The organism is Radiobacillus sp. PE A8.2 (assembly GCF_045635475.1).
In the GTDB taxonomy this organism is placed as follows: domain Bacteria; phylum Bacillota; class Bacilli; order Bacillales; family Amphibacillaceae; genus JBJGXI01.
Genome location: NZ_JBJGXI010000017.1, coordinates 25,010 through 39,775 on the forward strand (window position 1 = coordinate 25,010; position 14,766 = coordinate 39,775).

At 37.1% G+C, this 14,766-nt stretch carries 10 protein-coding genes and 1 riboswitch; of the genes, 1 reads left to right on the forward strand and 9 read right to left on the reverse strand.

Going from position 1 to position 14,766, the window contains the following annotated elements:
* Positions 1-115 precede the first annotated feature (115 nt).
* Both ACI6MV_RS10765 and ACI6MV_RS10770 read right to left on the reverse strand, forming a co-directional pair.
* Positions 116-2,989: a glycoside hydrolase family 3 N-terminal domain-containing protein gene (locus tag ACI6MV_RS10765; protein WP_407270299.1), complete on the reverse strand. Its 2,874-nt coding sequence runs from the start codon at positions 2,987-2,989 to the stop codon at positions 116-118.
* A gap of 260 nt (positions 2,990-3,249) precedes the next feature.
* Entirely contained in the window at positions 3,250-4,134 is an 885-nt protein-coding gene (locus tag ACI6MV_RS10770; RefSeq protein WP_407270300.1) for a LysR family transcriptional regulator, read from the reverse strand.
* An 808-nt stretch (positions 4,135-4,942) separates the two neighbouring features.
* Between ACI6MV_RS10770 and glf the strand changes: the two genes are divergently transcribed.
* Positions 4,943-6,046 carry a UDP-galactopyranose mutase gene (glf, locus tag ACI6MV_RS10775; RefSeq protein WP_407270301.1) on the forward strand — a complete coding sequence of 368 codons (1,104 nt, stop codon included), beginning with the start codon at positions 4,943-4,945 and terminating at the stop codon, positions 6,044-6,046.
* A gap of 68 nt (positions 6,047-6,114) precedes the next feature.
* Here glf and abc-f read toward each other — a convergent pair whose 3' ends face one another.
* From abc-f to ACI6MV_RS10810, 7 genes are all read right to left on the reverse strand, one after another.
* Complete coding sequence (gene abc-f, locus ACI6MV_RS10780) at positions 6,115-7,746, reverse strand: ribosomal protection-like ABC-F family protein (protein ID WP_407270302.1); 1,632 nt, start codon at positions 7,744-7,746, stop codon at positions 6,115-6,117.
* A 360-nt stretch (positions 7,747-8,106) separates the two neighbouring features.
* Positions 8,107-8,757, reverse strand: a complete 651-nt coding sequence (locus ACI6MV_RS10785) for an SDR family oxidoreductase (protein WP_407270303.1) — start codon at positions 8,755-8,757, stop codon at positions 8,107-8,109.
* 176 nt (positions 8,758-8,933) lie between these two features.
* Positions 8,934-9,371, reverse strand: coding sequence for a YkvA family protein (locus ACI6MV_RS10790; protein ID WP_407270304.1), 438 nt, complete (start codon positions 9,369-9,371; stop codon positions 8,934-8,936).
* A 171-nt stretch (positions 9,372-9,542) separates the two neighbouring features.
* A complete protein-coding gene (locus ACI6MV_RS10795; RefSeq protein WP_407270305.1) occupies positions 9,543-10,211 on the reverse strand; it encodes a peptidylprolyl isomerase in 669 nt (222 codons plus the stop codon).
* 24 nt (positions 10,212-10,235) lie between these two features.
* Positions 10,236-11,414 (reverse strand): serine hydrolase domain-containing protein, encoded by a 1,179-nt coding sequence (locus ACI6MV_RS10800; RefSeq protein ID WP_407270306.1) that lies wholly within the window; start codon positions 11,412-11,414, stop codon positions 10,236-10,238.
* A 259-nt stretch (positions 11,415-11,673) separates the two neighbouring features.
* A complete protein-coding gene (locus ACI6MV_RS10805) occupies positions 11,674-12,774 on the reverse strand; it encodes a 5-methyltetrahydropteroyltriglutamate--homocysteine S-methyltransferase (protein ID WP_407270307.1) in 1,101 nt (366 codons plus the stop codon).
* Between the two features lie 95 nt (positions 12,775-12,869).
* Positions 12,870-12,971, reverse strand: a riboswitch (SAM riboswitch).
* A 268-nt stretch (positions 12,972-13,239) separates the two neighbouring features.
* Complete coding sequence (locus tag ACI6MV_RS10810; protein ID WP_407270353.1) at positions 13,240-14,046, reverse strand: histidinol-phosphatase; 807 nt, start codon at positions 14,044-14,046, stop codon at positions 13,240-13,242.
* Positions 14,047-14,766: the final 720 nt, after the last annotated feature.

Here is a 14,766-nt window from a genome sequence, read left to right on the forward strand (position 1 = left end):
TAAGCGGTACCTCATAATGAAGTACCGCTTATATACTTATATTAGATGATACTTGTTGCTAACTCTATAAACTTTTAGTTGATAGTCTAATCATCTTCAAAAACTACTATTTAATTTATACAGTAACTTGTTCTTCCTCTTCTTGTTTTCTTTTACGGAAAGTGAAGAAGAATCCAGCTGCAATACCTACCACCACAAGAGCATCTACGATAATTGTGATCACTACCCATGCTGGTGTATCTGTGCTTAAACCATTTTCCATTGCTCTACTATTTCCAACTGTGTTAAGAATGTTCTTCGACGCGTCTCTTAACGCCCATAATGTGTCATTGCTGTCTGTATTCACTTCTGGAACACCAACTGGAGCTGCACCAGTAAGAAGTAAGTCGTTTCCTGCACGTACAGCTAGTTCCACACTCATGTAAGGATAAGCGTTAATCATATAGAAATCTGTATTAACCATTCCTGTAAAGCCCCACTCATTACGTAGTGTTTCTACAAGAAGTGCAGAACTTGCACCAGCCCATGTATTACCTACACTGTTGAAGGCAGACATTACACCACTTGCGCCACCAGCTTTAACTGCGATTTCAAATGGTTTCAAGTAAACTTCACGAATTGCTTGTTCGTTACTCCAAGTTAGAACACCTAATGTACGGTTTGTTTCTTGGTCATTTAATGCATAGTGTTTAATATAAACATATCCACCTTGGTCTTCGAACGCTTTTGTTACAGCCGCTGCCATTAAACCAGAATGAACGCCATCTTCAGAATAATACTCGAAGTTACGTCCAGCAAATGCTGAGCGGTGAATGTTCATTGCAGGAGCATACCAACCAGTTGTGTTATACGCAGCTGCTTCCTTGCCAATTGCAGCACCCATTTGCTCTGCAAGTTCGAGGTTCCAAGTAGATCCAATCATTACCTCTGACGGGAATGAAATACCAGAAACATTCGATGAAGAGATAAATGCACTAATTGCAGCTGGTCCATCTAAATCAATTGTAGCTGGTTTACCTACTGAAACGACCTCAGCAGTTTTATAACCACCATGAGTTACCAAATTCACCATGTCATTCACTGTTAGCTGGTCAAGTAATTCGTTCCAGCTTTCATCGTTAACGTCAACACCCTTAAATTCATCAAGTGTTAGACCGTTGTCAGCACCTGTAGTTGGTGCATCTTCATGTGTGTCTGCTGGCACATCGTAACGTTTACTGTTAAGAAAATCGACAAATGATTGTTCAACTAGTCTACCTTCTACTTCTTTTGTATCACCTTCAGCAGTAGTTACAGTAAATGTTTCGTTGTTGTCAATAACATCGATATTTTCAAAACCATTTGCTCTTGAAAGATACGTATCGATACTTCCTTCACCTGTTACTTGTTCATCAAATTGGTTTACTGCTACTTGTAAATCCGAAGATCGTCCCTCTTCGTTATAAATTATTTCAGAAAGTTCTTTTGTTGCTATATCTGCAATCTTTTCATGAGAGTTTTTCATTAGTGAAATTGTATATTCACCTGCTTCAAGCACATATGAACCATTATCACTAAACACACCTGCATAATCATAAGAAGCCATATCTTCTACGTTGAAAGTAAGTGTAACTGTTTCTGATTGACCTGGTTCAATTACATCTGTTTTTTCAAACGCCGCTAGATCAATAGAAGATTTTTCAATGCTTCCTGTGTATGGTGCACTGTAGTAAAGTTGTACTACTTCTTTACCAGAAACAGATCCAGTGTTCGTTACATTTACATCTACAGAAATTTCTGTATCGTTCCAAACAAGACTGTCTTCAACAACTTCTTGTTCAAAAGTTGTATAACTTAAACCATAACCGAATGGATAAACAACTTTCTCTTCATAGTTAATTGCACCTTCTGAAGCTGCGGTTTCATAATATTTGTAGCCAATGTAGATACCTTCTGTGTAGTCTACATAAGTTAAACGCACGTTACCTTGATCAAATGCTTCAGAGTAACTACCATCTTCGTTTTCAAGTACGTAGCTGAAATCACCAAAGTTTGTCATTGATGGTTGATCAAGTAAATCTGTAGCGAATAAATCTACTGTTCTACCGGAAGGATTCACCTCTCCAGATAAAACTTTACCAAGTGAAGCAAAACCTTTAAGACCTGGCCCTGCGATATTTACTACACTCTTAATTTGATCATAATCTTTAACCCAATCAAGTTCAAATGTGTTTGCACTGTTCACAACAACTACTACATTTTCAAAGTTTTCTGTAACAGCGTCGATCATACCTTGTTCTCTGTTACTTAATTCTAAATAGTGTTTATTTAAATCCATGTCATCTTCAAAACCGTAACGGTTTCCACTAGCACCAAATGTTCCGCCTTCACCATTAAAGGTATCTGGACCTTCTAGGCTTCTTGGAAGGTCTGCACCTTCTCCACCAGAACGAGCAATAAAGATCACTGCTGTGTCAGAGTATTCTTTTGCTTGTTGCATTCTTTCGTCCGTGTAGAATTCTTCTGGTGCCGGTTCAGGAATTGTCCAATCTTGACCGTTCATTCCAACTATTGGTCTTGTAAGTCCTGTTTCAACATAAGCGTTGTATAGTTCCTCGTTCACCTCTATACCAGAAGCTTCCAGTCCTTGTTTAGGTGACGTTGCAGCTGACGCATCAGATTCACCAGATCCGGTACCACCGTAAATTGGATTAGTAAAACTCCAACCGAATACGTTTACTTTTGTTCCATCAGCGAAAGGTAAAGCGTTTTCTTCGTTTTGCAAAAGAACAATACCTTCATCTGCAATATTCTCAGCTACTATTGTTGATTCAGCACGAGCTTCTTTTGCTTCGTCACTCGTAATGTCTATTTCTGAAAAATACGCTGTAATAACATCTGAATAGTAATTTAATGCAACGTTTGCTGCGATTGCAATTACTAATAAAGTTCCTAGTATGGAGCCCCACATGATACGGAACTTTTTCTTACTCATCTTCTTCTTACTCATATTTTTTCCTCCTAATAAATTAAATAAAATAGGTTATGACTGCTTACCAACTAATTAACCTGCCCTCCTGTTTCTTGGTTATATACCGCTTTCATTGCTGCATCATGTTTTTTGTATATGCTTTCATGATTGCAAAATTAAGATTAACCCATCACTAAAAAAATTACTATCAACCAAGAGTTAGGGGGGTAAACTTTTGGTTGAATACACAATAAAAAAGCCGTTATCAACGGCTTTTTAGTGTGATGCTCATTAATTTGTCAATTATTTTCTTTAATAAAATCCTTTACAAAACTTTGAAACAACGAAACGACTTTTGTCTGAACACCTCTTCTTCTCGTTATTAAATATATATTTTGCGGTATTTTTTCCTTCAATCTTATTATCTTTAAATGATCATTATTAATTGCCTCTTCAACAAAATCTACAGATACAGCTACATATCCACTTACTTCACATAGTCTATGCGCCGTTAATATACTACCAAATTCATGAATAATGTTAGGGGTAAATCCAAGTTCTAAGCATTTAACCATCAAACTATGCTCTCTGCCCTTTTCAACCGACTTCAGGACCATGGATTCATTTTCCAGTTCTACCAATGAAATTTCATCATTTACTGCAAGCGGATGACTATTTGAAACCACTATTACTGCCTCACCGTGTTTAATCAGGTCGAATTCATAGTCCGCTACTTCTCCATCCCCCATAATTAAGGCTGCGTCAATCTCTTCTTCAAACTCTTTGTCAACTGAATATTCATCTGGAAGTTCTGTTATTTTGATTTGAATATCTGGATGGAGCGCAGAAAAACTATATAGCTTATCGACAGGGTATACTAAGGTTGTAGAATACGTTACGACAACATTTAACATACCATTTTGTCCGCTTAGAATACTTATTTCTTTTTTAATATCTTCCATAAGATATAAGATATGCCTTGCTCTTGCATGTAGCAACTCACCAGATTCGGTTGCTTCCATACCACGTGAACCTCTGTAGAACAACTCTGTCTCTAATTCCAGCTCTAATTGCTTTATTGTCTTGCTTATCCCCTGAGGTGTAATAAATAAATCCTTTGCAGCTGCAGTTATACTTTTTTTCTCATAAACCTTTATGAAATATTCTAATGCTTCTGTATGCAAGTTCCTTCATTCCTTATTAATTCATAAAATATTAATGTAAGTATAGCATATTTAATAAACATTCGACGTAATTTTTCTTTTCTCGACATTGAGGGATATGGTACATTAAGAACTTGAGTGACTTAACTTATTAGAATTGCAATAACCAATTTTGGTACCGAATACTTATAATCTTGTTACACTAAACATATTGCTGGAATAAATTAGTTCCAAACTATATGTTGGTATAGAAGGATGGATAAGGTAATGAGAAAAGCGCAGAGCGCCCGCTTAGAAACGTAGCGACTGGAGCGAATCGATGATGACTTATCGTAGGGTGATTCTTGAAGTCGCGTAGTTTCTGGCACTCGAAGCTAGACAATTGTACAAATTTATATGCTTTCTTACCTTATTAAATTGATTTTATTTATATTTTTGAACAAGGGTCTTATCGTAGAGTTTGTTGCTTTTTCAATTTCATAATTGAAATAAAATAAGACGAACCTGGAAGGGTGTTTGTACCCGCTCCGGAAGTCCACTTCGCTACAAACGGGATTGCTCTTTCCGTCAGGTGATTGGAGATCCAGGCAGTCGACTTCAGCGGGAACAACACGGGCTGAATATCCACTCAGAAGCGTTCTTAGGGACTACGATTACTCATCCCAAAGAAAACTTTTGCTTTTGAGCCGTGCCATCGGAAAGCGACTGCTTGGAGCCGAAATCACGAGCGTTACGTCGGAGTTTAGGGATTTTATACAATAACAAGAATCTTTTAATAACAGCTTTTAAGTAACAATGTCATATTCATTCTAAATAGGGGGTTTTATTCATGTATGATTATTTAATCGTTGGCGCCGGGTTATTCGGTTCTGTATTTGCATATGAAGCTAAAAAGAGAGGTAAAAAATGTCTCGTCATCGATAAAAGAGATCACATTGGTGGTAACATATATACGGAAGAAATTGAAGGAATTAATGTTCATAAATACGGCGCGCACATTTTTCACACCAATAACAAGAAAATATGGGATTATGTGAACAACTTTGCTGAATTCAACAGATATACGAATTCTCCTATTGCAAATTATAAAGGGGAACTATACAACCTCCCCTTCAATATGAATACATTTAATAAGTTGTGGGGGGTAACAACTCCAGCTGAAGCAAAACAGAAAATAGAAGAACAAAAACAGGCGTCTGGGATTAACCAACCTTCCAACTTAGAAGAACAGGCGATTTCTCTTGTTGGAACAGATATTTATGAGAAATTAATTAAAGGCTATACGGAAAAGCAATGGGGAAGATCGGCAAAAGAATTACCTTCCTTCATTATTAAACGTCTACCTGTTCGCTTTACATATGACAATAATTATTTTAATGACAGATACCAAGGTATCCCAGTTGGTGGGTACAATGTGATTATTGAAAAAATGCTAGAAGGAACAGATGTCCGGCTCAACGTTGATTTTTTCAAAGAAAGAGAAGCGTTAGAAAGCTTAGCAAAAAAAGTAGTATTCACTGGCATGATTGATCAATATTACGATTATCAATACGGCGTGTTGGAATACCGTAGCTTACAGTTTGAAACAAAGGTAATAAAGGATACAGATAACTTCCAAGGAAATGCTGTTGTCAATTACACCGATAAGGAAACACCTTACACACGGGTCATTGAGCATAAGCATTTTGAATTCGGTACACAGGATTCAACCGTTATTACTGAAGAATACCCAATGGAATGGAAGCCTGGGGACGAGCCTTATTATCCAATTAATGATGAAAAGAATAACGGCGTTTATAAGAAATATAAAGATTTAGCTGATAATGAGACAAAAGTTATATTCGGTGGCAGGCTAGCTACTTACAAATACTATGATATGCACCAAGTTATTGGAGCGGCGTTAGTAACGATTGATAAGGAATTTACTGAATAAAAGGGAAAGAGCTGCGTTAAATTACGCAGCTCTTTTCAATATAAGGTCCGGTCTTCCTTTTTAATGCATCACAAAAGTTCATTAATTTTTTTCGACAGCTCCTTAAACTTCTCATCAAGCTCCGTGTAAGCCTGTTCGCCATGTGTCATAAAACTGAGTTTACCTAACACCTCTTGCCTTTCTGTTTCAAGTTTCAAGCGTAATTCACTTTGGTCATCTGTTTTTTGTGTTTGCCCCTGCCATTGCTTTTTGATGCTATTATTCGATATGACGAGCTTGCTCGTTGTTGTTTTTTCCAGAAAATAGCGGTCATGCGATACTACAAGAAGCGTACCCTTATAATTTGCCAGTGTATGCTCAAGTTGCTCACGTGAAGGCAAATCCAAATGGTTTGTCGGTTCATCCAGAATCAGTACATCCTTCTCTTCAAGGATATAGGCCATTAGTTTGCACTTCACACGCTCACCCATGCTCATGTTGCCAATCGGCTCTGTCCACTGTGACGCAGTAAAACCTAAATGTTTCATTAAATTTTGAACCTTCCCTCTTGCTTCGAAGGTTTCTTTATAAAAAAGCTGCTCTGGCGTCTTTTCAAGTGGGAGATCAAATACTTCTTGTGTTAAATAGCCAACGTTAGCAGATGGTGACATCCACACATCTCCTTGGGCTTGATCTAGTCTAACAAGAATTTTCAATAATGTCGTTTTCCCACTACCATTAGGACCAATAAGACTTACTTTCTCTCCATGTTGGATTGTAAAGTTGACATTATTAAACAACAATTTACCTTCAAAAGCTTTTGAAACGTTCTTCACTTCCAAGAAACGTTTTCCAACCTTATTACTTGCATTCATTGAAAATTGAACCGTGTACTCGGCATCTAAAGGTTCTGTTTTTGCTTTTTCAAGCTCTTTTTCAAGACGCTTCTGTTTTGATTTAACTTGAGCATCCATGCGTTTTGCTTTGACACGATAATGCTCCTTATAGCCATCTTGTTTTGTTGACTGGGCATGCGCTTTTTGTGACCAAGAGGTAAGCTCTTTCATTTGCCCTTCGATTTCTTCAACCTTCTTCTGTTGCTTTTCATACTCGCGTTGTTGGGTTAGTCTTTTCAATTCACGGTTTTTCATATAACTCGTATAATTCCCACTGTGTTCGATTAGGTTTTTATCTTCAATCGACCATATCTTAGTCGCAACCGCATCTAGGAAATAGCGATCGTGAGAAACTAATATAATTGTTCCGTTATATAGTTTCATTTGATCCATAAGAAGCTGTGTACTTTCCGTATCAAGATGATTGGTTGGTTCGTCTAATAATAGCAAATGTGCAAATTTTGCAAAGCCATGTGCCAATCTAGCTTTCAACTTTTCTCCGCCACTCAAGCGAGAAAAGTCATGACTTGGCACCTTCCATTTTTTCAGAAGTGTGGCTTCTGAAGAAGTTACTTCACCGGGAGAATAAGCTTCCATTTCTTGTTCAAGCCTTACTACTTTTAAATTATCCTGCAACCATTGAAAATGTCCGCTCGTAGGTATGAGGTCATTGCTAATCAGTTGCAACAAGGTAGACTTACCTGCACCATTTTTACCAATTACTCCAATAATATCCCCTTGCTGCACACTAGCATTTATTTTTTCAAAAATATTTGTATTATTGATTTCATAACTAATGTTGTTTAATTTAAATAATTCTTTCATCCAATCTTCCCTCTCTTTAAGGGAGAATAAAAAATCCTCCCAATAATTTGGAAGGATTAGCCGTACCACTACAATATCAAATAAGCTATTTACGTTGATAGCTCGACAATACACGTATGGAAAAAAGGGCAGACTAATCCTATTTCGTTAGATTTGAAATATGCAATTTCAAATATTCCTGAAAATAAGATTAGTTTAACATCGTCCACCCATCACCCTCTCAAAAAGTATTATATACATTATAGCATAAGAAAGGTGCGTTTGTCTGTCCTTAATTGGTTATCAAATATACGCTTAAATCTGTCAATGCTTCATAAAAATAACGTCAGCACCACTTCTTTCGGTGCTAACGCAAGTAATTTATATTGATTTAACTGCCTCATTGAGCGGAGAGGTTCCAGATACTACTTGAAATTCCTTACCAATTGTTGTGTTATTATCTAGACTACCAAAAATAACAGCTGCGACATCTTCACGCGGGACCTCTCCACGTTCTACTTCGGTAGCGACTTCCACTTGTCCTGTGCCATCTTCGTTCGTAAGGGCTCCCGGATGAATAATTGTATAATCTAAATCAGTCGCTTTTAACCATTCATCTGCATAGTGCTTCGCAGCTACATAAGGTGCGAAGGCAGAAGGTGCAGCTTGTATTGCTTCACGGCTCGTATCAAAAGAACTTACCATAATAAATCGTTTTACTTTAGCGAGTTTAGCGGCCTCAATTGTTTTCACTGCACCATCTAGGTCGATTAGAATAGTCTTATCTTTTCCAGTGTGCGGGCCAGAGCCAGCAGTAAATACAATTGCATTCACGCCATCCGCAGCTTTAGCAATATCTTCAATTCCTTCTTCTAAGTCCACAACTGCTGTCTCGGCACCTAATTGTTCAAAATAAGACGCTTGCTCTTGTTTGCGAATCATCGCTCGAGCCGTATGATTTTCACTATCTTGAATCAAGCCAACAAGATGTTTTCCTATTTGTCCATTTGCTCCAACAACAAGAATTTTCATTGTTTCAACCCCTTCTGAATAATTAGACGATCTTTATAAATAATGAAGTAAGTAATTATCCATTATTTTATATTCCCTATTTTTATGCTGATAATCATGTTTTGTCTTCTACTATCTAGATTCATTTTCAACCGTCTAATTCTGAATTAGACAAATCAACTTTTATCCAATACTTTTTAATTCTGTTCCTTTTTCCATTCTGTGAATTTGTCAATATCACTTTTCACTTGTCTCATCGTAAAAGCAAGAACTGCCGCATCGTCCGTGAAGCCTAACCCAGCAAGAAAATCTGGTATCGCATCTACGGGCATTACGAAATAGATAATAGTCCCTACGATCATTACTAGTGATTTATAGGGAATATTGCGGTAATCACCTTTTACATAAGCTCTGACAAGATCGACCATCGCTAATAAATTCTCCCAAACTTCCTTTACAAAGCCCTTCTTGGCGTCTTTACTTTCAGCCTTTACTTCGGCATCCTTTATTAAATTTTCGAGCTTCTCTTTATCCTGCAAATACTCCTTGGCTTTTCTATTTGCTTCTTGTTTTGTTTCATTTAATTTTTCTGCATCGATATTTATATCTTTAGCTTTTTTACGTTTCCAGAACATATATAGCCTCCTATCTATTTATTCGCGATATAGGTAAAAAGCAGAAGTCCCCCTTTGATGAGGCTTCTGCTTTTCTAGGATGAAGCTCGTATATTCGCTCCATTTTCTACTCTGTAGAAGTAAAAGTCAATAAACACCTATAAACTACTGTGTAACAGTAGCCTGTCCTGTTTATTCCACTTTCTCCGGCTCAGGATAGTCGACGCCTTTCGTATCTACTTCTACCGTCTGCATTACTTGGTCGTCTTTTGGTTTGTCTGCGTTATTTCGCTCACTTGCTACAATTTCGTCTACGACATCAATTCCTTCGATTACTTTTCCAAAGGCAGCATAATCTCCATCAAGGTGAGGGGAATCTGCTACCATGATAAAAAATTGTGATCCCGCTGAATTTGGATCCTGAGAGCGCGCCATCGAAATAACACCACGTTCATGAATCAATTCATTCGTAAATCCATTGGAAGAAAATTCTCCTGGAATCGTGTACCCTGGTCCGCCACCACCTGTTCCTTGTGGATCGCCACCTTGGATCATGAATCCTGGAATCACACGATGAAATATCACCCCATTGTAGTACTCTTTTTCAACTAGTGAAATAAAATTCGCTACCGTGTTTGGCGCAACATCAGGATACAATTCTATCTTGATTTGACTACCATTTTCCATTGTAATCGTAACAATTGGATTTTCTTCTACTGTCGGGTACTCAGCCTTTTCTTTCGGTTCAGCAGCTTGTTGATTTTGGTCGGTATCTGATTCAGATTCCGTTCCAATGCCACAACCTGCGGCGCCGATTAACAAAATAAATGATAGGACTAACAATATATGTAGGGCTTTCATAGTAACCTCCGTTTGATATTCATGCTAGTAGCACGAGCTTAATATAATATTACGCAATTTTCTCGTTAGCGTGGTTGTTCCTGCATCTTTTTTCTGCATCATAAATAGAAGTGTAACATCTTCATTCGGACAATTACAAAAATAGGCACCAAGCCAACCGTCCCAACCATACTCTCCAGGACTTCCGAGATCTCCAGCTTTAGTCGTATCCGCCATAACACGCATTAAATTACCATAGCTATGCCCAGCAAGTGTACCCCAAAGGTCAAAGTTCTTCTGTTGCGTTTGGTTTAGTGTTGCTGACGTCAAATAGTTAACGGTTTTAGGACGTAAAATCTGCACGCCGCCCAAACTTCCTTGATTCATTAGCATCTTCGTAAATCTTGCATAATCATCTATTGTAGAAACTAGTCCAGCGCCACCAGATTCAAATGTAGGATTTCTGTCCATATGATGTATGATTCCTAAATGGTTTCCGGTATAAAGCTTCAACCCACCATTACCATCATCTGCATACGTTTTCACAAGTCGCTCTCTTTTCTCACCAGAAAGCCAAAATGCTGTTTCCTTCATTTGAATTGGTTCAAATATTTCCTTTTTCAAAAAATCTCCAAACCGTTGTCCACTAACTACTTCAACAACAGCCCCAAGTACGTCAGCTGACGTTCCATATCGCCAGGAAGTACCTGGTTGGAATGCAAGTGCACCTTTTCCCAATTTGTTCACTGCTTCTACTGTACCAATCGGAGAATCTCCTAATAACTTAGAATCGATCTCCTTAAAAACAGCCTCTGTATCCAGTCCAGCTCTATCTTCTCCACCATAAACTAACCCTGAGGACATTGAAAGTAAATCTTTTAGCGTAACTTCACGCTCTGCCGGAACCAAACGTCCGCCAACATCAACCATCTGATTTTTAAATCCTTCAAGATAGTTACTTACCGGTTCATATAGATCAATTTCACCTCGTTCTAACAGAATCATCACTGCCGTTGCTGTTACAGGCTTAGTCATGGAATACAATCTAAAAATAGAATCTCGCCTTATTGGAATTCCTGCTTCTCGATCAGCCATACCATCTTCATGATAAAAGATTTCTTTACATTCTTTAATAACCAACATATTTGCACCAGCAATATCTTGATTTTTTATTGCTTTTCTTAGTACTGTTTTCGCTTGATCAATACTCTTTTTATCCAACAATTATTCCTCTCCTCCTACTGCTTCTAATCTGGTTTCCGTTAGTCATGAGAAGACATTTCTTGTACTCACTTTTCGCTCTATTATACTATGAATGATGGTAAATTGTACGAAAAAATGCGTACGGTTGATCACTATATATATAAAGATGTTTTATCAATAATCTAACAAAAACCTTGAAAGGCATCTGCCAATCAAGGTTTCTAAAAATAAGTAAGTATCTTCTCAAAATCGTTTTCATAAGAAAATATTTATAATAATGTCACCATATTCCTTTGGCTACATCGACAATCAATTTTAATTTTTGCCATTGTTCCTCTTCGGTTAATTGGTTGCCATGATGTGTAGAAGCGAACCCGCATTGTGGACTAATACACAACTGCTCTAGTGGAACATATTTAGCCGCTTCCTCAACACGTGCTTTAATCGTTTCTTTATCTTCTAGTTCGGCAAATTTAGAAGTAAAAACACCAAGCACAACTTTCGGACCGCCATTCGGAATGTATTCTAATGGGGCAAAATTACCAGATCGTTCATCATCATACTCCAAGAAGAAGCCATCAACCTTTTCTTTAGCAAATAGTGTAGGTGCAATCAAATCATAGCTGCCAGCAAACGCCCATTTTGATCGATAGTTTCCGCGGCATAAATGCGTGGTTACAACTAAGTCCTCTGGCTTTCCTTCCAACACACCGTTAATTACTTTTCGCGCTAAATCAATTAAAAATTCACGTGAGTATTTTCCCTCATTAAATGGGATATCTGGTGAAGACAACCCTGCAATATATACATCATCCAACTGCAAGTAACGAACCCCTGCTTGATAAAATGCTTCAATAGCGTCACGGTAGGTTGAAATCACATCACTCGCATATTCTTCAATATTTGGATAGATGGATTCATCAAGAATGCCTTTATTAAACAATTGGTTCGGACTCGGGATTGTTTGCTTTGCTACTGCTCTGCCAGCGACTATTTCATTAAACTCCACAAATTCTTTAATATGTGGGTGATCTTGATTAAATGAGACTTTTCCAACTACACGTACATCATAACGCTCTGTTTCTTCTCCTTTAAATTGAAATCCTTGTTCTGGTACATAACCTTCCACACCATTTAAATGCTCTAAAAAATCCGTATGCCAAAATCTTCGTCTGAATTCACCGTCAGTAACTGCTTCTAATCCCACTTCAATTTGTTTATCGACAATTCGTTTTATTTCTTTTGTTTCAATATCATGTAATTGTGTTGCTGAAATTATGCCTTCAGCAAATTGTTTTCTCGCTTCGTGAATGCTATCCGGGCGAAGCAAACTCCCAACATGGTCAGCTCTAAATGGTGCTTTTGTTAATGTAATTGACATAAAATCTCTCCCTTTTTCATTTTAATTTTTTGGCGTTATTTCAAATTTAAAAAGACCCTCTCACAAGAAGAAGGTCTTTAAAATATCAAACATTCTTCTTATCTGTAAGCTAAAACCTTTTGGACTTAGCACCATGTCTTAACGACTGGTTGCTGAGACTTCACAGGGCCAAATCCCTCCATCTCTCTTGATAAGAATAAACTATTAAATTGTGTTTTTCTTCGATCCATTTATCTGTAACTAAGTGTAATCCAATTTATTAAATATTACAACAACTTTTTTGGATAAATTTTCAAACATGCAAAACAACTTAATTAAGTGAGTCAATTTCATAATTACCTTATACAGCTATCTGCATCCGTACATTTTTCGGAGACAGTTTAATCCAACTAAATGTGGATGCAGATAGCTGAAAATGAGTATTATGAAATTGGCTAACGTAGTTAGTTTGGCACATTCCTCAAACTAAAGACCTGTCATATACCTTTCTTTTTGCACGAAATATGCCCATTCCTTATAGCCAATTTCTTTCAAGCGATGTCTGACTGCATCAAAATCCTCACCAATCCGCTCAGGTGTATGGGCATCAGATCCGAATGTTACTTTCACGTTATGAAAAAGCGCTCGCTCTAATATGTCATCTGCTGGATACCAGCCACCACAATCCTTTGTTTTTCCGGATGTGTTTATTTCAATCGCTACATCTGATTGGCCAATAATTTGTAACGTATGATCAATAACATTTGTTTCAATTTGAGAAAATGCCGGATAAAACCCTTTCATCGCGTCGATGTGACCGAGTATTTGAAACAAGCCGCTTTTCGCAGATTCCTCAATCAAGGCATAATAATTTTCTTTCAATTGGACTCGCTGCCTCGATGTTAAGTTATCCCAACGACCCTTTTTAAAAATATTGACATCATCTACATAGTGAACAGATCCGATAATATAATCAAAAGCATGATTCGCATATATTTCACCGTAAAGATTGATATGATCCGGGAAAAAATCACTTTCAACACCCAATAACACATGAATCTTATCTTGATACTTTTGCTTTAATCTTAGTACTTCATTTATGTAATTCGCGAATTCACTCTTCCCCATTGCAATTCCAGGGTATAACTGTTCTTCTTCACTATAAAAATATGGAGAATGATCAGATATTCCAATATATCCCATTCCATAATCAATCGCTTGCTTGACATAATCCTCAATTGTACCAATTGCATGACCACATCGTTCATGATGTGTATGTAGATCGAATTTAATAGAGTTTGACACTTTTATCTCCCCTTTGTTAAGAAACATATTATTACCTGAAAAAGCTTATACAGTTATCTGCTTCCATATATAGTTCAGAAACGGTTTAATCCGACTATATACGGGTTCTATAGTTAAGAATCAGTATTATTAAATTAATTTTTAACTATGACTAAATCATACCATATTTTTTATTTTAGAAATGGTATTTCGATTAGAGTATTCACTAGCGTAATTTATTAAATTGATACATCCATCATTTTCAAAATACTTTTGTAGACACTATTAATACAATGGTGCTTTGGAAATTAAATGCAGATACAAATGGATACTACTTGTTATAAGAGTAAGTGAACAAGTAAAACGGGGCCAGACCAAACGCTGACCGATTGTCTTAATTCACATTAGAAATGGGTACGAGTCCTTAATCAATTCCAATACATTAAGATTCGGAAAATTTTCAATGTTGCACTAAATATGAAGAAAGATAGGATAAACAAAATTACACAAACGAGGTCTGCTTGAACGCTCTAGAAAAAAACCCATGAAGGGACGTGAAGCAGCGCTGGTCCAAACATTAGGATCGTAATTGGAACGATTTCTCGTTCTGTTAGACGAAAATCCTTTCTAACTTTAACTTGTGACGGTATAACGTCTTGGCTATCTATAGTCACTATTATTTGAAAAATTTGCAAGCAATTTAGAGATAAAAGATTTTAATATTCTACG

Bases quoted from the DNA above. Each gene is read 5' to 3' on its own strand.
- ACI6MV_RS10805 (WP_407270307.1), bottom strand. From the start codon at position 12,774: ATGTCAATTACATTAACAAAAGCACCATTTAGAGCTGACCATGTTGGG.
- glf (WP_407270301.1), top strand. From the start codon at position 4,943: ATGTATGATTATTTAATCGTTGGCGCCGGGTTATTCGGTTCTGTATTT.
- ACI6MV_RS10785 (WP_407270303.1), bottom strand. From the start codon at position 8,757: ATGAAAATTCTTGTTGTTGGAGCAAATGGACAAATAGGAAAACATCTT.
- ACI6MV_RS10795 (WP_407270305.1), bottom strand. From the start codon at position 10,211: ATGAAAGCCCTACATATATTGTTAGTCCTATCATTTATTTTGTTAATC.
- abc-f (WP_407270302.1), bottom strand. From the start codon at position 7,746: ATGAAAGAATTATTTAAATTAAACAACATTAGTTATGAAATCAATAAT.
- ACI6MV_RS10765 (WP_407270299.1), bottom strand. From the start codon at position 2,989: ATGAGTAAGAAGAAGATGAGTAAGAAAAAGTTCCGTATCATGTGGGGC.
- ACI6MV_RS10790 (WP_407270304.1), bottom strand. From the start codon at position 9,371: ATGTTCTGGAAACGTAAAAAAGCTAAAGATATAAATATCGATGCAGAA.